The organism is Microbispora sp. ZYX-F-249 (assembly GCF_039649665.1).
Classification (GTDB): Bacteria; Actinomycetota; Actinomycetes; order Streptosporangiales; family Streptosporangiaceae; genus Microbispora; species Microbispora maris.
Genome location: NZ_JBDJAW010000005.1, coordinates 48,984 through 71,212, shown reverse-complemented (window position 1 = coordinate 71,212; position 22,229 = coordinate 48,984). Strand labels below are relative to the sequence as shown.

The 22,229-nt window shown below is 70.4% G+C and carries 16 protein-coding genes and 1 pseudogene; 10 read left to right on the top strand and 7 right to left on the bottom strand.

Translation table 11 applies throughout. The annotated features are described in order from the left end of the window. Positions 1–258: 258 nt before the first annotated feature. Entirely contained in the window at positions 259–2,379 is a 2,121-nt protein-coding gene (locus AAH991_RS08600) for a prolyl oligopeptidase family serine peptidase (protein WP_346225219.1), read from the top strand. On the opposite strand, the gene AAH991_RS08595 is transcribed toward AAH991_RS08600, so the two are convergent. From AAH991_RS08595 to AAH991_RS08585, 3 genes are all read right to left on the bottom strand, one after another. After that, positions 2,355–3,386, bottom strand: coding sequence for a WxL protein peptidoglycan domain-containing protein (locus tag AAH991_RS08595; RefSeq protein ID WP_346225218.1), 1,032 nt, complete (start codon positions 3,384–3,386; stop codon positions 2,355–2,357). The two genes, AAH991_RS08600 and AAH991_RS08595, sit on opposite strands and share 25 nt — an antisense overlap. Positions 3,387–3,515: 129 nt before the next feature. Then, positions 3,516–5,045 (bottom strand): purple acid phosphatase family protein, encoded by a 1,530-nt coding sequence (locus AAH991_RS08590; RefSeq protein ID WP_346225217.1) that lies wholly within the window; start codon positions 5,043–5,045, stop codon positions 3,516–3,518. Positions 5,046–5,195: 150 nt separating this feature from the next. Next, entirely contained in the window at positions 5,196–6,416 is a 1,221-nt protein-coding gene (locus AAH991_RS08585) for a HupE/UreJ family protein (protein WP_346225216.1), read from the bottom strand. Positions 6,417–6,583: 167 nt separating this feature from the next. On the opposite strand from AAH991_RS08585, the gene AAH991_RS08580 reads away from it, so the two are divergent. Beyond that, positions 6,584–7,255, top strand: a complete 672-nt coding sequence (locus tag AAH991_RS08580) for a type 1 periplasmic-binding domain-containing protein (protein WP_346225215.1) — start codon at positions 6,584–6,586, stop codon at positions 7,253–7,255. Between the two features lie 12 nt (positions 7,256–7,267). Here the strand turns inward: AAH991_RS08580 and AAH991_RS08575 are convergent, their stop codons facing one another. Beyond that, the gene (locus AAH991_RS08575; RefSeq protein WP_346225214.1) at positions 7,268–7,894 is read right to left on the bottom strand and encodes a class I SAM-dependent methyltransferase; all 627 of its coding nucleotides are present in this window, start codon (positions 7,892–7,894) and stop codon (positions 7,268–7,270) included. A 37-nt stretch (positions 7,895–7,931) separates the two neighbouring features. Continuing rightward, the gene (locus tag AAH991_RS08570) at positions 7,932–8,780 is read right to left on the bottom strand and encodes a hypothetical protein (RefSeq protein ID WP_346225213.1); all 849 of its coding nucleotides are present in this window, start codon (positions 8,778–8,780) and stop codon (positions 7,932–7,934) included. Positions 8,781–8,942: 162 nt separating this feature from the next. On the opposite strand from AAH991_RS08570, the gene AAH991_RS08565 reads away from it, so the two are divergent. Further along, positions 8,943–10,217 carry a hypothetical protein gene (locus tag AAH991_RS08565; RefSeq protein ID WP_346225212.1) on the top strand — a complete coding sequence of 425 codons (1,275 nt, stop codon included), beginning with the start codon at positions 8,943–8,945 and terminating at the stop codon, positions 10,215–10,217. Between the two features lie 129 nt (positions 10,218–10,346). Here AAH991_RS08565 and AAH991_RS08560 read toward each other — a convergent pair whose 3' ends face one another. Continuing rightward, positions 10,347–11,039 (bottom strand): NAD(P)-dependent oxidoreductase, encoded by a 693-nt coding sequence (locus tag AAH991_RS08560; RefSeq protein ID WP_346225211.1) that lies wholly within the window; start codon positions 11,037–11,039, stop codon positions 10,347–10,349. 52 nt (positions 11,040–11,091) lie between these two features. Here AAH991_RS08560 and AAH991_RS08555 point away from each other — a divergent pair, with 52 nt between their 5' ends. Next, positions 11,092–11,571 (top strand): MarR family winged helix-turn-helix transcriptional regulator, encoded by a 480-nt coding sequence (locus AAH991_RS08555; protein ID WP_346225210.1) that lies wholly within the window; start codon positions 11,092–11,094, stop codon positions 11,569–11,571. On the opposite strand, the gene AAH991_RS08550 is transcribed toward AAH991_RS08555, so the two are convergent. Next, on the bottom strand, positions 11,568–12,758 hold the full coding sequence (locus tag AAH991_RS08550) for an MFS transporter (protein ID WP_346225209.1): 1,191 nt from the start codon (positions 12,756–12,758) through the stop codon (positions 11,568–11,570). The genes AAH991_RS08555 and AAH991_RS08550 overlap by 4 nt on opposite strands. A 644-nt stretch (positions 12,759–13,402) precedes the next feature. Here AAH991_RS08550 and AAH991_RS08545 point away from each other — a divergent pair. The 6 genes and pseudogenes from AAH991_RS08545 (at position 13,403) to AAH991_RS08525 (ending at position 22,191) form a co-directional block, all read left to right on the top strand. After that, the gene (locus AAH991_RS08545; protein WP_169981773.1) at positions 13,403–14,095 is read left to right on the top strand and encodes a phosphoribosylanthranilate isomerase; all 693 of its coding nucleotides are present in this window, start codon (positions 13,403–13,405) and stop codon (positions 14,093–14,095) included. Further along, on the top strand, positions 14,092–14,799 hold the full coding sequence (gene upp, locus AAH991_RS08540) for a uracil phosphoribosyltransferase (RefSeq protein WP_346225208.1): 708 nt from the start codon (positions 14,092–14,094) through the stop codon (positions 14,797–14,799). The genes AAH991_RS08545 and upp overlap by 4 nt, the downstream gene beginning before the upstream one ends. 216 nt (positions 14,800–15,015) lie before the next feature. After that, a pseudogene (locus AAH991_RS40460) lies at positions 15,016–16,347 on the top strand (non-ribosomal peptide synthetase); the annotation flags it as partial. Positions 16,348–16,437: 90 nt separating this feature from the next. Further along, positions 16,438–19,101: a thioesterase domain-containing protein gene (locus AAH991_RS08535; RefSeq protein WP_428833963.1), complete on the top strand. Its 2,664-nt coding sequence runs from the start codon at positions 16,438–16,440 to the stop codon at positions 19,099–19,101. A gap of 9 nt (positions 19,102–19,110) precedes the next feature. Next, a complete protein-coding gene (locus AAH991_RS08530; RefSeq protein ID WP_346225206.1) occupies positions 19,111–20,052 on the top strand; it encodes a pseudouridine-5'-phosphate glycosidase in 942 nt (313 codons plus the stop codon). Positions 20,053–20,259: 207 nt separating this feature from the next. Next, positions 20,260–22,191: a pectate lyase-like domain-containing protein gene (locus tag AAH991_RS08525; RefSeq protein WP_346225205.1), complete on the top strand. Its 1,932-nt coding sequence runs from the start codon at positions 20,260–20,262 to the stop codon at positions 22,189–22,191. The last annotated feature ends 38 nt before the right edge of the window (positions 22,192–22,229 follow it).

Below are 22,229 nucleotides of genomic sequence, written 5' to 3'. Positions count from 1 at the left end.
TGCCGGTGTTTATCGATCCCGGGCGCGGGGATGGTCGGCGTCGTAATCGCCCAATTCGGGCGAATCGACGGATCCAGGAGGCTGACATGACTGGATACCTGCCGTATCGCGATTCCACTCCCGCCGCCCGTATCGGGGGCGTACGCGGCTGGCAGGCGGACATTCTCCGCGGCGAGTCGTAGCTGAGTGAATCGAGGTGCTGCGGCGCGTACGGGCCGCAGTGCCTCGACATATCACACGACGTATCGGGGGACGTCCATGGCGCGATTGTTCTACCCTGCCGCCCGGCGCGACGACCTGGTGGAGAATCTGTTCGGAAATCCCGTGCCCGATCCCTATCGCTGGCTGGAAGACGGCGCTGACGCGTGTGTGCGGGAGTGGGTCGCGGCCCAGGATCGTCTTTTCCGCGCCCACCGCGAGCAATGGCGTGACAAGGAATCCTGGGCGTCCCTGGTGGACGAGGTGTCCTCCTTCGGCGTGTCGGAGCCCCCGATGGTGCGGGGTCCGGTCATGTTCCTCGCCGAGCAGCGGCGCGGGGACGAGCAGCGCCGCCTGCTCGTCGTCGACGCCGAAGGCCGGCGGGTGCTGGTCGACCCGATGGATGTCGATCCGTCCGGTCACACCGGGCTGTACGCCTGGTGGCCGTCCCGTGAGGGCGAACGGGTGGCCGTGCAGATGGAGATAGCCGAGCAGCCCGGCAGTGACCTCGTCGTGCTGGACGTGCGTACCGGCGAGATCGTGGACGGCCCCTTGCCGCGCGCCCGCAACACCTCGCTCGCCTGGCTGCCGGGAGGGGACGCGTTCTACTACGTCAGCCGTGTTCCCGACGAGGAACTGGCCTCCGGCGACCTGCGGCTGCACCGGCGGGTGCGGCTGCACCGGATCGGCACGTCCTGGCAGGCCGACACGGTGGTGTTCGGCGGCGAGGACACCCCGGACCACTACTACGGGCTCACGGTCAGCCCCGACGGCCGACATCTGGCCGTCACCGCGGCGGCCGGGCCCGCCCCGCGCAACGACGTGTACGTCGCCGAACTCGCCGATCCGCGAGCCCCGCGCTTCGTCAGGGTCGTGGACGGAGACGCCCTCCGCGCGCGGGTCCTCCCGCGCTTCCTCGCGGACGGCCGTCTGCTGCTGGTCACCGACTACCGGGCTCCCTGCGGCCGCGTCTGCCTGGCGGACCGGCACGATGCCGGCCCGGCCGCCTGGCGCACGCTGGTGGCCGAAGATCCCGAGGCTCCCCTGGACGAGTGCGTGGTCCTGGACGGCCCGGCGCTCGCGCGACCGCTCCTGCTGGTGGCGCGTGCCCGCCACGGCACCTCAACGCTGACACTGCACGACCTGGCCGACGGCCGGCCGCTCGCCGATCTGCCCCTTCCCGGCGCGGGCATCGTGTCGTCCCTGCGCACGAGCGTCCCGCACGGGCACCGGGCGTGGTTCAGCTACTGCGACGCGGGCACGCCCCCGGCCGTCTACCGGTACGACGCCGTGCGCGGAAGGACGGAACGGGAAGCCGGCGCGGCGACGGCCGGGCACCCCCCGGCGATCCACAGCCGCCGCGTCCGCTGCCGGGCCGGTGACGGCACCGCGATAACGCTCTTCCTGTTCACCGCCGGCGAGGAGGACCGGGGCCCCCGTCCCACCCTCCTGTACGGCTACGGCAGCTTCGGCATGCCGATGCGCCCATGGTTCTTCCCCCTGGCGGCCGCATGGGTCGGCGCCGGCGGGACGTACGCGGTCGCCTGCGTGCGCGGGGGCGGCGAGGAGGGGCAGCACTGGCACGACGCCGGGCGCGGACCGCACAAACACCGCGCGGTCGGCGACTTCATCGACGCCGCGGCCTGGCTCGTCGAGACCGGCGTGACCACCACCGGCCAACTGGCGATATACGGCCAGTCGGCCGGGGGGCTCCTGGTCACCGCCGCCGCCATGCGGCGGCCGGACCTGTACGCCGCGGTCGTCGCCGAAGGCCCGCTGTGCGACATGGTGCGTTACGAGCGGTTCGGCCTGGGATGCACGTGGACGGACGAGTTCGGCAGCGCATCCCGGCCCGAGCAGCTCCGATGGCTGCTCGGATACTCGCCCTACCACCACGTCACGCCCGGAGTCCGCTATCCCGCGTTCCTGCTCACCGGTGCGGTGACCGATCTGCAGACCGGAGAGGCCCACGTCACCAAGATGTGCGCGGCTCTCCAGCACGCCACCAGCGGCGACCGGCCGATCCTCATGCGCAGGGAACCCGACACCGCCCACGCCGCCTCGCCCGCGAGCAAGGAACGCGCCCTGACCGCGGACATCCTGGCCTTCGCCGGTGAGCACACCGGCCTGTCACCGGCATGGGCGGCCGTACGTCTTCACGAGACGGCCGCGGAACGGTGAGGAACCCGCCCCGGACGACCTCCGGCCTCACGGCGGCGCCGGGCGGCGACAGCCGCGACGACGAGCCCGCAGGCGACGAGAAGGACGAGCAGCAGCGCCCAGGGCGGGGCCCACGCGTGCGTGGCGCTCTCGGCGGCGGCGAGCGGGGCGACCGAGCCGGCCGCGTCGGTGAGCAGCGGGACGAGGGTGACCGTCCCCGTCAGTCTCAGCGCGGGCGTCACCCCGTGGACCGGTACGGAGACCTTCCAGGTGTCGCCCGGGAGCAACTGGGGTGAATCGTCGACGGCCGGCGCCTGGACGTCCCAGCGCCCGAAGGGCCCGGAGACGGACACCGCCTGCCGGGCGGCGAGGATGGCGTTGCCGGTGTTGCGGATCGTGTACGTGACGGTGGCGTCGCCCTTCCCCAGCGGATTGGGCGTGCCGGAATAGCGCACGTCCAGGTCCCGTACGGAGAGGCTCGGCCTCAGCTCGCCGCCCACGCGCAGACGGACGCGGATGCCGAGGCGGCGCCCGTCCGCCGCGCCGGCCGAGGCCGGTTCGGTGACGATGCCGCCCATGTACTCGCCGGGCTCGGCGTCCTGCGGAAGAGCGACCGTGAACGGCACTTCGGCCGACTCGCCGGGCGGGACCGTCACGTCGGGCCGGTCCGTGCGGACCCACGCGCCCACCCGGGCCGGCTTCGCCTCCCTGCCGCGCAGATCGAGCCGGCCCTGCTCCGTGGTGAACCCGTCCGCGGCGTACACGACCAGGTGGAGCGGGGTCGTGCCGTGATTGGCGATCACGAGGCCGTCCCGGAGCCGCCCGCCCGGGTTCAGGGTGTAGCTGTAGTTCCGCCGGCCGGACCCGAAGTCGCCGGACGCGGTGGTGACCGTCCAGGAGGTCTCGGCCGCCGCGGCGGGGGCCGCCCCCAGGCCGAGGAGGCCGAGCGTGGCGAGCAGCACCACGACGACGGCTTGGGCGAGGGAGCCTGCCGCGGTCGGCGCAGGAGGTCTGAGCGGGCGGTTCATCTGCATGGTCCTCGGTGTCTCTCGGGCGGGGACGCAACGACGTGCCGTGGGGTGGGCACCGTGACGGGGCCCACCCCACGGCCGATCGGGGCGGCTCGTCGTGCGAGGCCCCACGTCACCCTCGGTCGTCTACTGGAGCCAGTCGGACTCGGACACGGCCGACGCCTTCTCGCCGCCCTTGCCCTCGTTCGTGTGGATCACGACCTGGTCGACGAGGGAGCCGACCGGCTGAGCGGCGCTCGCGCCGTTGTCCGGGCCGCACCACGACTCCTGGCCCAGCTCCACCGCGGCGTTGGGGGCGGCGCAGGTGCCGCTGCGGATGTTCTCGACCACGAGCTTGTTGCCGCGCACCTGGACCCGCACGTACGTGCGGACGTGCTCCTGGTTCTCGACGGAGTTGGCCCAGTGGCTCTTGGGGTTGAGCGGGTCGGGGCCGTAGTTCGGGTCCTTGGTCGTGTCCGGAGCGGTCAGGTCGTAATACTTCGACCCCGACGCGGAGTTGGCCGTCACGTAGATGACGCCGCCCGGGCCCTTGGTCACCTGTGTGGCGCCGGGCTGCTCGTCCTTGTTCGCCTTCTGCCCGTTCTTGATCACGTAGCTGCGGGAGTAGCTGTGGTCGTGACCCTGCAGGACCAGGTCGACACCGAGCTTCGAGAAGGCGGTCGGGAAGTCCTGACGGCGCACCTTGTTGTCGCCGTCGTTCGCGTGGGCGGCCGGCGAGTAGATCGCGTGGTGGTAGATGAGCACCGTGTGCTTCGCGTCGGCGCCGTGCTCCTTGACCACCTTCGAGATGTAGTCGATGTGCGCGGCGTCGGAGCCGCTGGCGTAGGCGTTGCTGTTGATGTCGATGAACAGGATGTTCTTGTACGTGAACCAGTAGTCGCCGCCCGAGCGGGTGGCCGCGGAGCCGTTGTAGTACGGCGCGGACCTGTCGGTGTTCGGCGTCCAGAAGTGCTGCTCGTACGCCTTGCCGCCGACGTCGTGGTTGCCGATGGTGGCGGCCCACGGATACTGGCGCAGCTTGTCGGACGCGAGGAACGCGTCCCACTGCGTCTCGTTGTTGGCGCTTTCGACCTGGTCGCCGCCGGAGACGAGCAGCTCGGCCTTCGGGTTGGCGGCGAGGGCGACGTCCAGGGTGTCCGCCCACCCGGCGCCGTCCTTCGCCACGTTGCCCGACGAGCCGATCTGCGGGTCGCCGAAGAACAGGAAGTCGAGGTTGTCGCCGTTGAAGTTCTGGGTCGTGAAGGAGTACGTCGGGGACCAGGCGCCCGGGGTGCCGACGCGGTAGGAGTACTCCGTGTTCTGCTTCAGGCCGTCGATCGTGGCGTGCCCGTTGTAGCCGCCGTTGACGCTGTTCGCCGTCACGGTGGCCGGGAAGGTGACGGAGTTCTCGGGGAACTCGCCGCGCACGAGGTTCTTGGCCGGCGCGACCTGGACCACCTGAGCGGTGCCTGCCGAGGCGTACCACGACACGACGCGCTGCGTCTCGTCGGCGCCCACGCCGAGGACGAGCCCGGTGAGCGTCACGCTGCCGGCGTGGGCCGCGGTCGCCAGGCCGCCGCCGAACACGGCGCCGGCGGTGAGCGCCGCCGCGGTGGCGCCGAGGGCCACCCGGCGCAGGACGAGCCCGGGGTTATGTGTCCCCTTGTCGAGCTTCATGCTTTTCCATCCATGTGGGGGAATTGGAGCGATTTGCACGATTTCGGCATTCGATGTCGCGGAGATGAACATGGGGCAGGCGGACCGTTGCGCTTGCCGGAAGTTGTGATCTCAGGTCCGGACGTTGTGATCTCAGGCCCGAGTTGTGATTCAGGTCCCGGGCACTCGCTGCACGAACCACACCAGGCCCATCGCGGCCACGCCCGCCGCGATCGCCCCGGTCGTCCACAGCCCCGCGATCGGCCGCCGGTGGCGCAGCAGGGCGAGCAGCGGGAAGACGGCGACGATGATCGACAGCTGGACGGCCTCGATGCCCACGTTGAAGACGAGCAGCGACCACAGGAGCGTCCACGACCAGGCCTGCTCGATGCCCAGCGCCGAGGCGAAGCCGAGGCCGAAGCAGAAGACCACCGCGAGCCGCGCGCGGCCCGCGCGGTCCAGGCCGAGGCGGCCGTGCCCGGCCGTCTCGAGATCCGTGGCATGTGATCGGCGCCGCCGGATCCGCCACAGGTGCCAGCCCGCTACGACCGCGATCGACAGGGCGATGACGGGCTCGACGAACGCCGCCGGCACCTCCACGAGACCGAGGGCGGCGAGGACGAAGGTCACCGAGTGGGCCAGCGTGAAGGTCGTCGCCGCCAGCACGAGCTCGCGCAGGCGGTGTGACCCCGCGATGAGCGCCAGCAGGAACAGGATGTGGTCGAGCCCGCCGAGCAGGTGCTCGGCCCCGAGCCGGAAGAACTCCCAGAACCGCTCGAACCAGGACTGCTGCGTGGAGAACGACCGATGCCGGGCGTCGAGGGCCGTGCTCCCGGACTTCAGGTCGAGGTCGTAGGTGACGATCGTCTTGCTGTCGCGCACGTATCCCTCCGAGCCGGGGAACAGCCCGCTGCGCACCTCGTGCGCCTGCGCGGGCTCCGGGCACCGGTAGTCGAGGACCAGGCGCGCGTACGGGACGCCCTCGCGTGGCCCGATCGTGAAGCCGCCGTCCCTGACCGGGATGCACGCCGTGCCGCCGGCGGTGACGCCGAAGCGCTCGGTCACGTACGCGACGACCGGGCCGGCGTGGGCGTCGAGCGCGGCGGCCTGCTGACCCGCGTCACCGGCCTCGAACGCCGCGGTGCCCGCCCGGAAGAGCGGGTCGTCCTTCTCGTAGTCGGCGGCGGAGACGACGAGCAGGTCGTACTCCAGTTGGAGTTCGGCGCGGACGTGCCCGGCCCGGGGCGAGACGAGGTCGACGTAAACCGTCGAGGTGAACCCGTGGGCGAGAGCGGGCAGGGCGCCCAGCAGGGTGAAGAGGGCGCTGAACAGGACGGCCACGGCTGCGGCGGCGATGACAGCACAGACACGACGCCGAGCGGCGGGGGACATATGACTCCTTTTGGCTTTGGCGTACGAAATCTGCTCGATTGAGATGAACGAGCGGTATCTCGGACGCGAACCGACGACGAATCACGTCATGTGGACGCAGCCATCGCATCGGACATGAGGTAGGAAATAGGCGCAGTCCCCCGCCGCCCTTCTGAAGGACGATCCCCATGCGCTCTCGGCTTCTGCCTGCCTGCACCCTGGCCGCGGCAGTCGCGACCGCCCTGCTGGCCGGCGGATGCGGCTCCGGCGACGACTGGTCCCGGCCGCACCCGAAGCCCACCGCCGTCGGCGCCCCCGGCCCCGGGTTCTTCCCGGCCGCGTCACCCGCCCCGGAGGCGACGATCACACCCCGGCCCGGCTCCTGGGACGGAGTCCGCCCGCCGGAGGGCTACCGCGTGGTGCTGCTCACCGCGGGGGAGGACCGCCAGACCAGGACACTGGTGAGCGCGGTGACGGCGTGGGCCGAGGAGGAGCGCGTCAGCCTCAGGACCGTCACGGCCACGCGGCCGGACCGGTTCGTCGCGAGCATCACCAGGGCGATGGAGATGAAGCCCGATCTCATCGTGAGCGCCGGCAACGATCTCGTCGATCCCCTGGCTCTGGTCACTCCCAACCACCTCGACCAGCAGTTCCTCGTGGTCGGCGCGGAGCTGGCCGAGCCCACCGCGAACGTCACCGCCGCCGACTGGGCCGGTGCGTCATTCCGCGGCGAAGGTCTCGGCATGGCCTCGACGTACGACCCGGCCAGCTTCACGCCCGAGCGCGCCGGACGCGCCGTACGTGCCGGTGTCGCGGCCGTGCTCACCGGCATGACCGGCATCGTCATCCTGCTCGATTAGGGCGCGTTCGCGTCAGGGCCGGACGGCCAGCACCCGGAAGCCGATCCCGCGCGTCGTCCGCGTCACCGACTCGAGCTCGAAACCGGCCTGTTCCAGGAACGGCCGGGGATCGCGGGTGAGGTAGTCGGCCGCGGACCGCACGAACAGCGGTTCGGCCAGCCGCATCCCGGCCCGGATGACCGGGTTGCTCGACGGCCCGTGCTCGGCCAGCACGAACCGCCCGCCGGGCCGGAGCACCCGGTGGGCCTCGCGCGCCGCGGCCGCCGGATCCGGGATCGTGCACATCGTGAACGTGGACACCACGGTGTCGGCGACGCCGTCGGGCAGGTCGAGGCGCTGCACGTCGCCCTGCCGCAGCTCCACCCGCTCGCCGAGGCCGGCCCGCGCCGCCCGCCGCCGCGCGAGTTCCAGCATGCGCTCGGACAGCTCGATCCCGACGACCGTGGTGCCGGCGTCGTACAGCGGGAGGTTGAGCCCGGTGCCGACCGCGATCTCCACGACGTGACCGCGCGCCTGCCCGACCGCCCATTCCCGGCCGCCCGGGAGAAGACGGCGCTCCCAGGCCAGCATCTGGCTGTCGTACCGATCCGCCATCCGATCGAACACCCGCCGTACGTCGGCGTCCGTGGTGGGCCGCATGAATCGACCCTACCCAACGGGCGACTCGCGGATGATTTCACGGAGTGATGACGACTTTGCGATTCATCACGTTCTCGAGATGGCCATCGAAGACGACGACGTCGGATGCCCGAGGGGCCGTGATCCTCACCTTCGCGCCCCAATGGTGATACCGCGTGTCCACGACGTTGGTGTTAACGGTGTTGACCCACTCGTCGTCGCGGGAGAACTCGTAATCCTTCTTCTCCCAGCGTGTGACCAGGCGAACCGGCAATCCGTTCGCGCCGACGAACAGTCTGAACGAGACCTTGAGCCTGTCCGGATTCATGGGACCCAGCTCCGCGTACAGGTCCTGCGTCCTGAGGGTGCCGCGATACTCGCCCGGGCGCCGGAAATTCGCCTTCGAAATGACGAACCTGAGCCTCGCGGGGCTGAGGACGTCGACGATCTGGTCCCCGCGCTGTCCGTAATATCCCCAGGTCGCGATGTCCCCGTCGAATTTGGTCCAGGTCTTTCCCGCGGGCATCGGACCCCAGCCGAAACCCTGAACGTAGGTGTCGCGCCCCACATTGACCGCACGGAGCGGGTCGCGCAGGGCGTCCAGTTGCTCGCGAGGAGTGCTGGCTCGGAGCGAGGGGGTTATTTCCAGCCTGGAGGTGACGTCATAGCCGGTTACCCCGGATTTCCCGAATCCGATCGAGCCGGTGGTGTGGGTGACGTAGGTCTGCTTGGAACTACGGGAAGTCACCCGGGAGGTCTCGGAAACCAGCACCCCACGTCCGGCCGTGAACTGCTGCCCGAGCGCATCAACCGGCTGAGTGGGCGAATCGGCGTGCGCGGCGCCGGCGCCGGAGAACAGCGCCGTGAGCATGCCGAGCACGACACCGGCGACCGCGAAACGCTTCATGTCTCTCCCTGGGCTGGAAGCACGCTCGGAAATTCTGTCGGCTGCGAATCACGAATCGATCTCGATATCGGCAGGGCTTCGATTCGCACCGGGCTGCACACCCACCGCGCCGGGTGAAATGTGCGGAGAGCAGTTTCCCTGCCCACGCTTCGGGAGCCGACGATGGATGACGAGATTCAGCTGATCAGTGACGGCGACGGACTGGCGGTAATCGGGAATCCGACCGCTGTCGAACGCTTCCTGGTCTCCGAGGGACTGCCGTCGAAGGACCTCGGACTGCAACGGCTCAGACCCGTTCTCAACATCGGGGCCGGAGCCGCGCGGGCGGGTTCCGAGATCGCCGCCGACTCGGGCCGGTGGGTGAAGCTGACCAAGGATTCCGCGCAGCTTGTCGAGAAGTACGGGCTGAGGGAGAGCGCGAAGTCGGGTCTGAGCACCGGCGTGCTGAAGGGGAACAGCGGCCAGATCAAGGGATTCGTCGAATTCACGAAGGGGTCCCGATCGTTTCTGGGCAACCCGGCGGTATTGGCCGGTGCCGCGGGGATCATGGCGCAGCTCGCGATGCGGCAGACCATGGACGAGATCACCGACTATCTCGCCGCGATCGACGAGAAGGTCGACGACGTGCTTCGCGCCCAGAAGGACGCCGTGCTGGCGGACATGATCGGAGTGGACCTCGTGGTCGAGGAGTCCATGACGATCCGGGAGCAGGTGGGCCGTGTCTCCGAGGTCACGTGGTCGAAGGTGCAGGCCACGTCGGTGACGATCGCACGAACCCAGGCGTACGCGTTGCGTCAGCTCGACGCGCTCGCGGAGAAGCTGGAGCACAACACCAAGATCGGCGATCTCGCCAAAACGTCAAAGGATGCCGAGCTCAAGGTGCAGGAGTGGCTCGCCGTTCTGGCCCGCTGCTTCCAGCTGCAGGACGCGATCGCCGTGCTCGAACTCGACCGGGTGCTGGACACCTCTCCCGAGGAGCTGGACCGGCATCGCCTCGGGCTTCGGGCCGCACGGCGGAACCGGCTGGATCTCATCTCCCGGAGCACAGAGCGCCTGATGATCCGCATGGAAGCGGCCGCCGGCACGGCCAACACGAAGGTGCTGCTGCACCCGGCCGCGTCCCGGGCCGTGGTGCATTCGAGCGAGCATGTCGCGGTCGCCGTCGTCGACTTCCAGGGGCGGCTCGGGATCGAGCGCGGCCGGCAGTCGCTGGAAGCGAGACGGTGGGTGGACGCGGCCACGGAGGTGCGGGACAAGGTGCTCGAGACGGGGGCGGAGGTGCGGGACAAGGTGCTCGAGACGGGGGCGGAGGGCGTCGACGCCGCCAGGCAGCTCGGCAACGAGACCCTCGACCGGGCCAGATCGGTGACGGGCAGGCTCTCCGGTGAGATCGCCGAGCGGGCGCTCCGCTGGCGCGGGAACGACGAGCGAGGCTGAGGGAGCGCCGCAGGCCGTCGGCCGCCCGGGCCTTGCCCGCCGCCGGCGAACACGCGCCGCCGGCGGCGGGCGGAGTCAACGCCCTCCCGATCGCGATAAGCCCGTTTCGCCCGATCCGCTCTCCCACGTTCAGTACGCCACGGTGAAACGGGTCCGGTGGTGGCGGGGCCGTTCGGCCTCGTCCAGCAGCGCCACCGCGAGGTCCTCCATCGAGATGCGCGACTCGCCGTCGGCGTCGACGACGAGTTCGTCGGCGCCCACGCGGTACCGGCCGGTCCGGACACCGGGGACGAGCACGTCGGCCGGGCTCAGGTAGGCCCAGTCGGCGGTGGTGTCGGCCCGGCAGGCCGCCAGTTGCGCGACGCACGCCGACGCGATGGGGAGTAGGAAGGACGGATAGCCCGGCCGGTCCATCAGCAGGCCGCCGCCCTCGACGGTCAGGCTGCCCGCGCCGCCGACGAGCAGCAGGCGCACGCCGGTCTTGGCGCACGCCGCGAGCAGCGTGGTGGCGACCGTGACCAGCTCGCCCTCGCTGCCGGGGGCCGGACAGGTCGCCGTGATCACCAGATCCTGCCCGGTGATCGACGCGACGACGTCGTCCACGTCGGTCGCGTCACCGGCACGCACGCGCACCCTGCTCTGCACCCCGTCGCCCATCCCGCTGTCCATCCCGCTGTCCATCCCGCCGTCCGTCCCGCCGGACAGCCCGGCGAGCCGTACCGCGGTCCTGGCCACGGCGGTCACCTCGTGTCCGCGGGACACGGCCTCGGCGACCACGCGCCTGCCCACGTTTCCCGTCGCCCCGAACACCGTGATGCGCATGCCTGTCACTCCCTCTCGATCCGGGTGGTTGCCGTGGCGGTAACCTTGCGATGTGCCCGATCATGTGGACCACGTTCTGCAGCAGTGGGCCCATGCCCGCCCCGACCTGGACGTGTCTCCGATGGCGGTCTTCGGCCGGCTGTCGCGGCTGACCCAGCTCGTCAACAACGAGCTGCGCCGTACGTTCGCCGAGCACGACCTGGACCCCTCGTCGTTCGACGTCCTGGCCACCCTCCGCCGTGGCGGCCGGCAGGCCCCGGCCGAGCTGATGCGCTCGGCGATGATCACTTCCGGGGCGGTCACCCAGCGCCTCGACCGGCTGGAGGCGCGGGGCCTGGTGACCCGGACGCCCAGCGACGTCGACGGCCGCGGTGTCCACGTCGATCTGACCGAGGCGGGCCGCGAGCTCATCGACCGCGCCCTGCCCGACCACGTGGACACCGAACGGCGCCTGCTCGCCGGGCTCACCCCCGCCCAGCGGGAGAACCTGGCCGAGACCCTCAGGCAACTGCTGGTGTCGCTGGGCGACTAGACCCGCTTGGCGCCCGACACCACGAGCGACGTCAGGACCACGAGCCCCGCGGCGACCCACAGCACGCCGGTCACGGCGACCGCCCCGACGATGAGGCTGGCGAAGAGCGCTCCCAGCGCGATCGCCAGGTTGAACATGCAGGTGTTGAGCCCGGTGGCGGCCTCGACGCCCTGCGGCGCCGCCTTGATGATCCAGGTCTGCACGCTCACCGGCAGGCCGCCGAACGCGAAACCCCACGCGATCAACAGGATCGACCCGGTGACCGCGTTGCCGCCGAGGAACGGGAACGCCGCCAGGATGACCGCGAGCGCGACGCTGACCACGACGATCGTGCCGCGGACGTTGCGGCCCGCCCAGGAGCCGGCGATGAGGTTGCCGGCCATCCCGGCCACGCCGTACGCCAGCAGCAGCGGGCCGACGAACGCCGCGCCCACTCCGGAGACGTCCTGCAGGATCGGGCTGACGAACGTGAAGGCGCCGTAGTGCCCGGACACCAGCAGGAACGTGGCGATGACGCCGATCCGGACGGCGGGCGTGCGCAGCTGCTCGCCCAGCGTGCGCAGCCGGACCGGCTCGGTCGCCGGCATCCGCGGCAGCAGCACGGCCAGCGCGATCATCAGCAGGAGCGCGACCACGGCGACCGCGCCGAACGCGACGCGCCAGCCGGTGAGCTCGCCGACGAGCGTGCCCGCGGGGACGCCGAGGACGTTGGCGGCCATGGCGCCGAAGAAGATCAGCGAAGTGGCCCTGGCGACGTGCGCCCCGGGGACCAGGCGGACGCCGAGGCCCGCCGCGAGCGCCCAGAACCCGCCGATGCTGACGCCCACGAACAGCCGCGCCACCATGAGCACGGCGTACGTGGGAGTCAGCGCGGACACGACGTTGGCCACCAGCGCCAGCAGGATCAGGCCGAGCAGGACCACCCGCCGGTCCAGCCCCCGGATCGCCACGGGCAGCAGCGGGGCGGTGACGGCGGCGACCAGACCGGACACGGTCACCATGAGACCGACTTCGCCGTCGGTGACGTTCAGCCCGCCGCCGATGGCCGTGAGCAGGCCCATCGGCAGGTTCTCGACGGTCACCACCAGGAAGGTCCCCAGCGCGACGGCGATCACCGCGAGCCAGTTCTTGATGGGCACGCGATCCGGTCTGCCGGCTTCCGTGGAGACGGACTCGATGACGGTCATCTGGTTCCTCCTGTGCGCGTGGCCCGGTCCGGGCAGGGGAGAGCGGACGTTCGTGCGTCGGCTGGGCAACTTCGCTTAGCACTAAGAGACTTTATCTTAGCGCTAAGCGATTGGCCAGAGGGGCCGGTGACGGCGCCCCGGCGGCGTGGACGGGCGCGCGATCCGGCGATCGCGCGCCGGAGGGCGGGGAGCCGCGCCGGCGGATGATCCGGGGAGAGCGATTGTCCGTGGCGCATTATCACCACCGCCGTTTCTCGCGCGTGCTCGAGGCACTCCGAAACGGAGGCTAGTTCCGCGTTTTCCGCCGGGTCAACGAGAGCCGTGCACGATTCGGGGCGAGCCGCCCACCGATAGGGGTCGAATGGGGTTGCCCGCCGTATTTTCCCGGCCGGCTCTGGGGCACCCGAAAAGTCCGCAGGTGTCCCGGATCGTCCTGGCATGCATGTGGGGCTGCTAGGGGTTGTGAGAAAAGCGCGCCGCGGCCAATTCTGAATATGCCTCGCCAGGCCAGAATATTCGTGCCGCTGCTGATTCCGGTGCGAAAAGGCCGAACTGTCGCGGGCAGCTCAATGCCATCGTTTCATGGCCGATTGCAATTCGTTTCCGACCGAGGCCGCTGAGGCCGGTTCGAAAGGCGGGTCAACATGCAGGGACTTATTCAGGTGGCCGGTGTCATCGACCAGGCCGAGGCGGACCTGATCCGCGAGGAGGGCGCGGACTGGCTCGGCTTCGCCCTGCGGCTGCCGGCGAAGAACGAGGACCTGTCCGAAGCGGACGCCGCGGCGATCGTCAAGGAGATCCAGCCGGAGCACAGGGGTGTCGTGATCACCTACCTGACCGACGCCGAGGAGATCAAGACCTTCTGCGCGGAGCTCGGCGTCACCGCGATCCAGCTGCACGGCGACGTGACGGGCGAGGAACTGCGGAAGCTGCGGCGCATCGCCCCCGACCTGTACGTGCTCAAGAGCCTCGTGGTCAAGCAGGACAACCTCGACGAGCTGGCCACGATCGTGGACGAGGCGGCCGAGTGGGTCGACATGTTCATCACCGACACCTTCAACCCGGCCACCGGTGCCAAGGGCGCCACCGGTCTGCTGCACGACTGGTCGATCAGCGCGGAGCTGGTCCGGATCTCGCCCAAGCCGCTGATGCTCGCCGGCGGGCTCAACCCGGACAACGTCGCGGCCGCGATCGCCGAGGTCCGCCCGGCCGCCGTCGACGCGCACACCGGCCTGGAGGACCCGGTCACCCGCCGGAAGGACCGGCTGAAGGTGCGCAAGTTCGTCGACGAGGCCCGCAGGGCCTTCGCCGAGCTGCAGGCGGGTGAGAAGGCGTGACGATCACGACAGCGATCACGACAGTGACCACGACAGCGACCAAGACCGGGCCGGCGCTCGACACCGTGCATCTGCTGCCGCAGACCAGGCAGCTCCGGGCGCTGCACACGATCATCCGGGACCGGCACGCCGACCCGGAGCGCTTCGTCACCACGTCGGGCCGGATCATCCGCCGGCTCATCGAGACGGCCCTGGACCTCCTGCCGTACGAGCCGTTCGACGTGCAGACCCCGGTGGGGCGCACCTACCACGGCCTGCGGCCGGCCACGGGGATCTGCGGGGTGTCCGTCCTGCGCGCCGGCGAGAGCATGGAGCACGAGCTGCGGGTGATGTCGCCGGGAGTGCGGATCGGCAAGATCCTGATCCAGCGGGACAAGGTGACGAAACTGCCGCGGCTGTACTACTCCGCGCTGCCCGCGGACATCGACCGGCGGAGCGTGCTGCTGCTGGACCCGATGCTGGCCACCGGCGGGACCGCGCTGGCCGCCGTCGAGGTGCTGCTCGGCCACGGGGTCGCGGTGGACGACATCGTCTTCGTCACCCTGCTGTCCGCGCCGGAGGGCATCGACGCGGTCCACGCGCGCCACCCGAACCTGCGGATCGTGACGTCGGCCATCGAGGAACGGCTGAACGAGAACGCCTACATGATTCCCGGCATCGGCGACTTCGGCGACCGGTACTTCGGCACCGACGTCACACGATGAACGCCGGCGCCGCGTGATCGGCGCGGCCGGCGTCGCGCTGCCGGTCGTCCGGCCCACCGCCGCGCCGGTCGTCCGGCCCACCGCCGCGCCGCTCATCCGGCCCATCATCGCGCCGGTCGTCCGGCCCCCGGCCGCGCCGGGCGCGGCCGGGGCCGCGACGGCGCCGAGGGCCGCGGCTTCCCACCAACTCTTGTCCGCTCATCGCAGGGGGAGGAAATGACCACCACTCCAGTCACTGAGGCGAGGCGGGAATCACCCGAGGACGTCTGTCTTCCCGATCTGCTCGACGCACAGGCCCGGACGCGCCCGGACGACACAGCGGTCGTCTGCGGCGACCGGCGGCTCACCTTCCGCGAGCTCGCGGAGGGCGGCGCGGATCTCGGCGGGCACCTGCGGGAGCTCGGCGTGGACCTCGACGAATGCGTGGGGCTGTTCGTCGAGCCGTCGATCGACCTGATGGTCGGGGTGTGGGGCATCCTGCGGGCCGGCGGCGCCTACCTCCCGCTGTCCCCCGAATATCCGGAAGAGCGCCTCCGCTACATGATCGAGGACGCCGGCGTGCGGGTCGTCGTCACTCAGGACGAGCTCGTGGCGAGGCTGACCGAGCTGGCGCCCGCCGGGACGAGAATCGTCACTCTGAAGGACGCGGCGGGGGCCGCGGGCTCGCCCGGAGGCGACCGTCACCCGGGCCTGCGGCCGGGCAACCTCGCGTACGTCATCTACACCTCCGGCAGCACCGGCAAGCCGAAAGGGGTGATGATCGAGCACCGCAGCATCGTCAGCCAGATGCGGTGGCTGCGGGCGGGCTACGGGATCGGCCACGGCAGGACGGTTCTGCAGAAGACGCCGATGAGCTTCGACGCGGCGCAGTGGGAGATCCTCGCGCCGGTCTGCGGCGCGGTGGTCGTCGTGGGCCCGCCGGGCGTCTACCGGGACGCCGAGCGGCTGATCGACGTCATCAGGACGCACGAGGTCACCACGCTGCAATGCGTCCCGACGCTGCTGACGGCGCTCGTGGACACCGAGGAACTGCACGGCTGCACGTCGCTGACGCAGGTCTTCACCGGCGGCGAGGTCCTGTCCAAGACGCTGGCGACCGGCTTTTTCGACACCCTGCCCGGGTGCGAGCTGGTCAACCTGTACGGCCCCACCGAATGCACGATCAACTCCTCGGCGTACACGGTGGACCGGGCGGCCGTCGGCGAGGGCCCGCACGCGATCTCTATCGGCGCGCCGGTCGACCACACCGACTATCACATCCTCGACCTGGGCGGGTCGCCGGTGGCCGTCGGCGAGATCGGCGAGCTGTTCATCGGCGGCGTCCAGGTCGCCCGCGGCTACCTGCACCGGCCCGAGCTGACCGCGGAGCGGTTCGTGCACAACCCGTTCGGCGAGGGCAGGTTGTTCAGGACCGGCGACCTCGCGTACTGGAACGCCGACGGCACCGTCCAGTTCGTCGGCCGCGCGGACAACCAGATCAAGCTGCGGGGGTTCCGGGTCGAGCTGGACGAGATCAAGCTGGCGATCGAGACCCACGACTGGGTCAAGCACGCCGCGGTCATCGTCAAGGACGACCCGCGCACCGGATTCCAGAACCTGATCGCCTGCGTCGAGCTTAATCCCAAGGAAGCGGCGCTGATGGACCAGGGCAACCACGGCGCCCACCACCAGTCCAAGGCGAGCAGGCTCCAGGTCAGGGCGCAGCTGTCCAACCCCGGAGTCAGGGACGCCGCGGAGCTCGACGGCAGGCCGGTCGTCGACCTGCCGGGCGGGCAGGCGACCGCGCGGCAGCGCGCGCTGGCCTTCGCCCGCAAGACCTACCGGTTCTACGAGGGCGGGGAGGTCGGCCGGGGCGACATCCTGAAGCTGCTGTCCAGGCGGGCCGAGGGCGCGGACCCCCGCGGCCTGGACACCCTCGGCCTGGCGGAGCTCGGCGAGATCCTGCGGCACTTCGGCCAGCACATCAGCGAGGAGCGCCTGCTGCCGAAGTACGCGTACGCCTCGCCCGGGGCGTTGTACGCGACCCAGCTCTACCTCGAGATCACCGGGATGGACGGCCTGCGGCCGGGCTACTACTACCACCATCCGGTGCACCACCGGCTCGTCCTGATCGGGCCGGCCGCCGCGGGGCCGGAGCCCCGGGTGAAGGTGCACTTCGTCGGCAAGAAGCGGGCGATAGAACCGGTCTACAAGAACAACATCCGCGAGGTCCTGGAGATCGAGACCGGCCACATGGTCGGCCTGTTCGAGGAGGTGCTGCCCGGGCACGGCCTCGACATCAGGGCCCTGGAGTACGCGCCGGCCACGAAGGACCACCTGGACTGCGCCGACGAGGACCACTACCTCGGCACGTTCGAGCTGGTCCCGTACGCGGGGCCGCGCCCGGACGAGGTCGACCTCTACGTCCAGGCGCATCCCGGCCGGGTCCCCGACCTGCGGGCGGGCCAGTACGCCTACGAGAACGGGCGGCTCCGCCTGATCTCCGACGAGCTCATCCTCAAGAAGCAGGTCATCGCGATCAACCAGCAGGTCTACGACCGGGCCTCCATCGGCGTCTCGGCGGTCAGCAGGAACGACGAGGACTGGCTGCGCTACATCGACCTGGGCCGCACGCTGCAGCACCTGTCGATGAACGACGTCAACATCGGGTTCATGTCGTCCGGATACAGCTCGAAGTCCGGCGACGACCTGCCCTCGGCGCGCCGGATCGACGGCATCCTGCGCTCGGCCGGCCGGCCCACCGGCCCGTCCTACTTCTTCATCGGCGGCCGCGTGAGCGACGAGCAGCGGTTGAGCGAGGGGATGAAGGAGGACCTGGTCCACATGAAGGGACCGGCGGAGATGATCAGGGACGACCTGATCAATTTCCTGCCGGACTACATGATCCCGAACAAGGTCGTCGTGCTGGACCGGCTCCCGTTCACGGCGAACGGCAAGATCGACGTCAAGGCGCTGGCCGGGTCCGAGGCGACGAACGCGGACAACGACGACCGGCCGTACGTCGCGCCGCGGACCATGACGGAACGCCGGATCGCCGACCTGTGGAAGAAGGCGATGAAGCGGGAGACCGTCTCGGTGGAGGACGACTTCTTCGCCTCCGGCGGGAACTCGCTCATCGCCGTCGGGCTGATCAACAAGATCAACCGGGAGTTCTGCGGCTCGCTGCCCCTCCAGGTGCTGTTCGAGTGCCCCACGATCGAGAAGCTCGCCAGGCGGGTCGACGGACGCGACGCCGAGGCGTGCTCCCGGCTGGTGCCGCTGCAGCGGGAGGGCGCGGGCCGGCCCGTCTACTGCTGGCCCGGCCTCGGCGGCTACACGATGAACCTGCGCACGCTGGCCGCCAGGATGGGCGCTGCCCGGCCCTTCTACGGCGTCCAGGCGTACGGGATCAACCCCGAGGAGGTCCCGTACGCGACCATCGGCGAGATGGCGGCCGAGGACGTCAAGGCCATCCGGCGGGTGCAGCCGTCCGGGCCGTACACGCTGTGGGGATACTCCTTCGGCGCGCGCGTCGCGTTCGAGGCCGCCTACCAGCTGGAGCAGGCCGGCGAGCGGGTGGAGCACCTGTTCCTGATCGCGCCGGGATCGCCGAAGGTCCGCTCCGCGGCCGCGCCCGGGCACGAGCGCGAGGCCGGCTTCGGCAACGAGGCGTACGTGACGATCCTGTTCTCGGTCTTCGCGGGCACGATCACCGGGCCGCTGCTGGAGCGGTGCCTGGCCGAGGCCGTGGACGAGGAGAGCTTCGCGGCCTTCGTCCACCGCAACTTCCCCGACCTGGACATCGACCTGGTGCGCCGGATCATGCGCGTGGTGGGCGAGACCTTCGAGTTCGATTACACCTTCCGCGAGCTGGCCCGGCGCCGGATCGACGCGCCGATCACCATCTTCAAGGCCAGGGGCGACGACTACTCGTTCCTGGAGAACAGCAGCGGCTACTCGGCGACGCCCCCGGTCGTCGTCGACCTGGAAGCCGATCACTACGGCCTGCTCAGGGAGCCGGACATCGACGAGCTGGCCGGAGCCATCGGGGATCGTCTCGGGACCGACCGTAAGGAGATCAACATGCCGCACGTCAGCATCAAGCACTTCCCCGTCCCCCTCACCGAGCAGCAGCACTCCGACCTGGTTTCGGCCGTGACCAAGGCGATGACGAGCGCCTTCGGCTGCGAGGAGGGCTCGGTGTCGATCATCCTGGAGCCGGTCGCGCAGGAGCAGTGGGACGAGAAGGTCTACATCCCGGAGATCCTCAACCAGAAGCACAAACTGAACAAGCTGCCGAACTACGGCCCGGCCGCGAACTGAGGGGCGACGATGACTTGGGAGCACGGGCGCGTCCCGCTGGTGTACAGCGAGGAGGTCGCGGACGCACTGGCCGAGGGCCGGCCGGTGGTGGCGCTGGAGTCGAACGTCATCACCCACGGCCTGCCCTATCCGGACAACGCCGCCACCGCGCGGAAGGTCGAGGACGCGGTCCGCGCCGGGGGTGCGGTCCCGGCCACGATCTGCGTCGAGGGCGGCCGGTTCAGGGTCGGCATGACGGACGAGGACGTCGAGCGGTTCGCCTCGACCCCCGGCATCCCCAAGGTCAGCAGCCGGGACCTGCCGGTGATCCTCGCCCAGGGCGGGCTCGGCGCGCTGACGGTGGCCAGCTCGGTGGTGGCGGCCGAGCTGGCCGGCATCCCGTTCTTCTCGTCGGCCGGCATCGGCGGCGTTCACCGGGGCGCGGAGAAGACGATGGACGTCTCCTCCGACCTGATCCAGTTCACCCGGTCGAAGGTGGCGGTCGTCTGCGCCGGGGCCAAGAGCATCCTCGACCTGGGCCTGACCTTGGAGTTCCTGGAGACCCACTGCGTGCCGGTGGTGTCGTACCGGTCGGACGACTTCCCCGCCTTCTACTGCGTGTCCAGCGGCCTGCGCAGCCCGCAGCGGCTCGACGACGAGGGGGTGATCGCGCGGGCGGTGGAGAACCACTGGGCGCTGGGCAACCGCAGCTCCTTCCTGATCACCACACCGGTGCGGGAGGAGGACGCGATCGACGCGTCCGAGGTGGACGCCGCCATCACCGGCGCGATGGCCGCGGCCGAGCGCGACGGCGTCCGCGGCAACGCGATCACGAAGTACCTCATGCGCGCCGTGGACGCGGCCACCGAGGGCCGGTCGTCCAAAGCGAACATGTCCGTGCTCGTCAGCACGGCCGAGGTCGGCGGCCGGCTGGCCGCGGCCCACGCGCGACATCTGCGGGAGACCGCCTGATCCGCTGCGCACCGCCCCGGAGCCCCGAATGGCTCCGGGGCGGTTCGCCGTGCCGGGCGGACCGGAAATCAATGGCGTCCGGGGCATAGCGCCGGAGCCGGTTCGCGCGATAGAAACGTTCCCACACATTTTTTCAGGGCTTGATGTAAGTCGGACCCACGGAGAGAGCGCTCTCTCGCTGCGTACGCAGCGGAAAGGACGACCCGTATGACGACCCAGACTCCTGGAACCGGGAGTCCCACCGGACGGCGCCCCGGCCGCCGGCTGATCGGCCGGGCGTTCACGGCCGGTCTCGTGCTGACGACCGCCGTCATGACGGCGGGAGCGACGGCCGCCACCGCCGCCCCGGCCCATGGAGACCACGGCAACCACGGAAACCACGGCAACCCGGGGCCCGCCGACCTCGGGCCGAACGTCACCGTCTTCGACCCGAGCATGCCCGTCGACCAGATCCAGGCGACCCTGGACGCGGCGCACACCGCCCAGGTCGACAACGAGATGGGCACCGAGCGCCACGCCTACCTCTTCAAGCCCGGCACGTACGGCACCGCCGAGCGCCCGCTCCAGATCAAGGTCGGCTACTACACGGAGATCGCCGGTCTGGGCGCCTCGCCCACCGACGTCGTCATCAACGGCAAGGTCGAGGTCTACAACCGCTGCCTGGAGAACAACGGCACCGGCAACTGCCTCGCGCTCGTCAACTTCTGGCGCACGCTGTCGAACCTGTCGATCAACGTCAACGCGGCGGGCCAGGACGGCTGCCGCCAGTCGGCCAACTTCTGGGCCGTCTCCCAGGCGGTCTCCATGCGCCGCCTCAACGTCACCGGCGGCAGCCTCTCGCTGATGGACTACTGCACCGCCGGCCCGCAGTACGCCAGCGGCGGCTTCATCGCCGACTCCCGGCTGCCGTCCGTCACGAACGGCTCCCAGCAGCAGTGGCTGACCCGCAACACCGAGGTCGCCGGGTGGTCCAACGGCGTGTGGAACCAGGTCTTCTCGGGCGTCGTCGGCGCGCCGGACGAGTCCGGCTTCCCGGACCCGCCCTACACCACGATCGAGAACACCCCCGTCAGCCGGGAGAAGCCCTACCTGTTCACCGACGCGCAGGGCGCGCTCGGCGTCCGCGTGCCGGCCGCCAGGAGGAACACCCGCGGCGTCTCCTGGGCCGACGGCATGACGCCGGGCCGTACGGTGCCGCTGTCCGACTTCTTCGTCGCGAAGCCGTCCGACTCGGTGCAGGCCATCAACAGCCAGCTCGCGCGCGGCAAGAACCTGCTGCTCACGCCGGGCGTGTACGACATCGCGCGGAGCATCGAGGTCAAGCGGCCCGGCACGGTGGTCCTCGGCATCGGGCACGCCACGCTCACCGCCGTACGCGGCGCGGTCCCGATCGACGTCGCCGACGTCCCCGGCGTGGTCGTCGCCGGGGTCACCGTCGACGCGGGCACGCAGAAGTCGCCGGTCCTGCTGCGGGTGGGCAAGGAGCACGGCGGTCACGGCGGCCACCGGGCGTCGGCGGACGACCCGACGACCCTGTCCGACGTGTACTTCCGGGTCGGCGGCCCGCACGTCGGCAAGACCGAGACCGCTCTCGAGGTCAACAGCGACGACGTGCTCATCGACCACACCTGGGTGTGGCGCGCCGACCACGGCGTCGAGGGCTTCACCGACACGCAGCGCTGGAACACCAACATCGGCCGGTACGGCGCCGTCATCAACGGCGATCGCGTGACGGCGACCGGCCTGTTCGTCGAGCACTTCCAGCGCTACAACACGGTCTGGAACGGCGAGGACGGCACGACGATCCTCTACCAGAACGAGCTGCCGTACGACCCGCCCACCCAGGCCGACTGGATGAACGGCACGGTCGAGGGCTACGCCGGCTACAAGGTCGGCGACCGGGTGAAGAGGCACAACCTCTACGGCGCGGGCGTCTACGTCTTCAACCAGAACAACCCGCAAATCCACACCGAGAACGGCTTCGAGGTCCCGCGGACGCCGGGCGTGCGGCTGCACCACATCATGACGGTCAACCTCAACGCCGGGACGATCGACCACGTCGTCAACGGCGTCGGCGACGCGGCCGACACGACCAAGGTCGGCGTGCCGCAGTACATCGCGGACTACCCCGCCGAGTAACCGGTGGGCCGGAGTCCCCGCGACTCCGGCCCATCCCT

Coding starts and splice junctions, on each gene's coding strand:
- AAH991_RS08575 (WP_346225214.1), bottom strand. CDS start 7,894: ATGCGGCCCACCACGGACGCCGACGTACGGCGGGTGTTCGATCGGATG.
- AAH991_RS08590 (WP_346225217.1), bottom strand. CDS start 5,045: ATGAAGCTCGACAAGGGGACACATAACCCCGGGCTCGTCCTGCGCCGG.
- AAH991_RS08585 (WP_346225216.1), bottom strand. CDS start 6,416: ATGTCCCCCGCCGCTCGGCGTCGTGTCTGTGCTGTCATCGCCGCCGCA.
- AAH991_RS08595 (WP_346225218.1), bottom strand. CDS start 3,386: ATGAACCGCCCGCTCAGACCTCCTGCGCCGACCGCGGCAGGCTCCCTC.
- AAH991_RS08565 (WP_346225212.1), top strand. CDS start 8,943: ATGGATGACGAGATTCAGCTGATCAGTGACGGCGACGGACTGGCGGTA.
- AAH991_RS08545 (WP_169981773.1), top strand. CDS start 13,403: ATGCAGGGACTTATTCAGGTGGCCGGTGTCATCGACCAGGCCGAGGCG.
- AAH991_RS08600 (WP_346225219.1), top strand. CDS start 259: ATGGCGCGATTGTTCTACCCTGCCGCCCGGCGCGACGACCTGGTGGAG.
- AAH991_RS08530 (WP_346225206.1), top strand. CDS start 19,111: ATGACTTGGGAGCACGGGCGCGTCCCGCTGGTGTACAGCGAGGAGGTC.
- AAH991_RS08560 (WP_346225211.1), bottom strand. CDS start 11,039: ATGCGCATCACGGTGTTCGGGGCGACGGGAAACGTGGGCAGGCGCGTG.
- AAH991_RS08525 (WP_346225205.1), top strand. CDS start 20,260: ATGACGACCCAGACTCCTGGAACCGGGAGTCCCACCGGACGGCGCCCC.
- AAH991_RS08580 (WP_346225215.1), top strand. CDS start 6,584: ATGCGCTCTCGGCTTCTGCCTGCCTGCACCCTGGCCGCGGCAGTCGCG.
- AAH991_RS08570 (WP_346225213.1), bottom strand. CDS start 8,780: ATGAAGCGTTTCGCGGTCGCCGGTGTCGTGCTCGGCATGCTCACGGCG.
- AAH991_RS08550 (WP_346225209.1), bottom strand. CDS start 12,758: ATGACCGTCATCGAGTCCGTCTCCACGGAAGCCGGCAGACCGGATCGC.
- AAH991_RS08535 (WP_428833963.1), top strand. CDS start 16,438: ATGGACCAGGGCAACCACGGCGCCCACCACCAGTCCAAGGCGAGCAGG.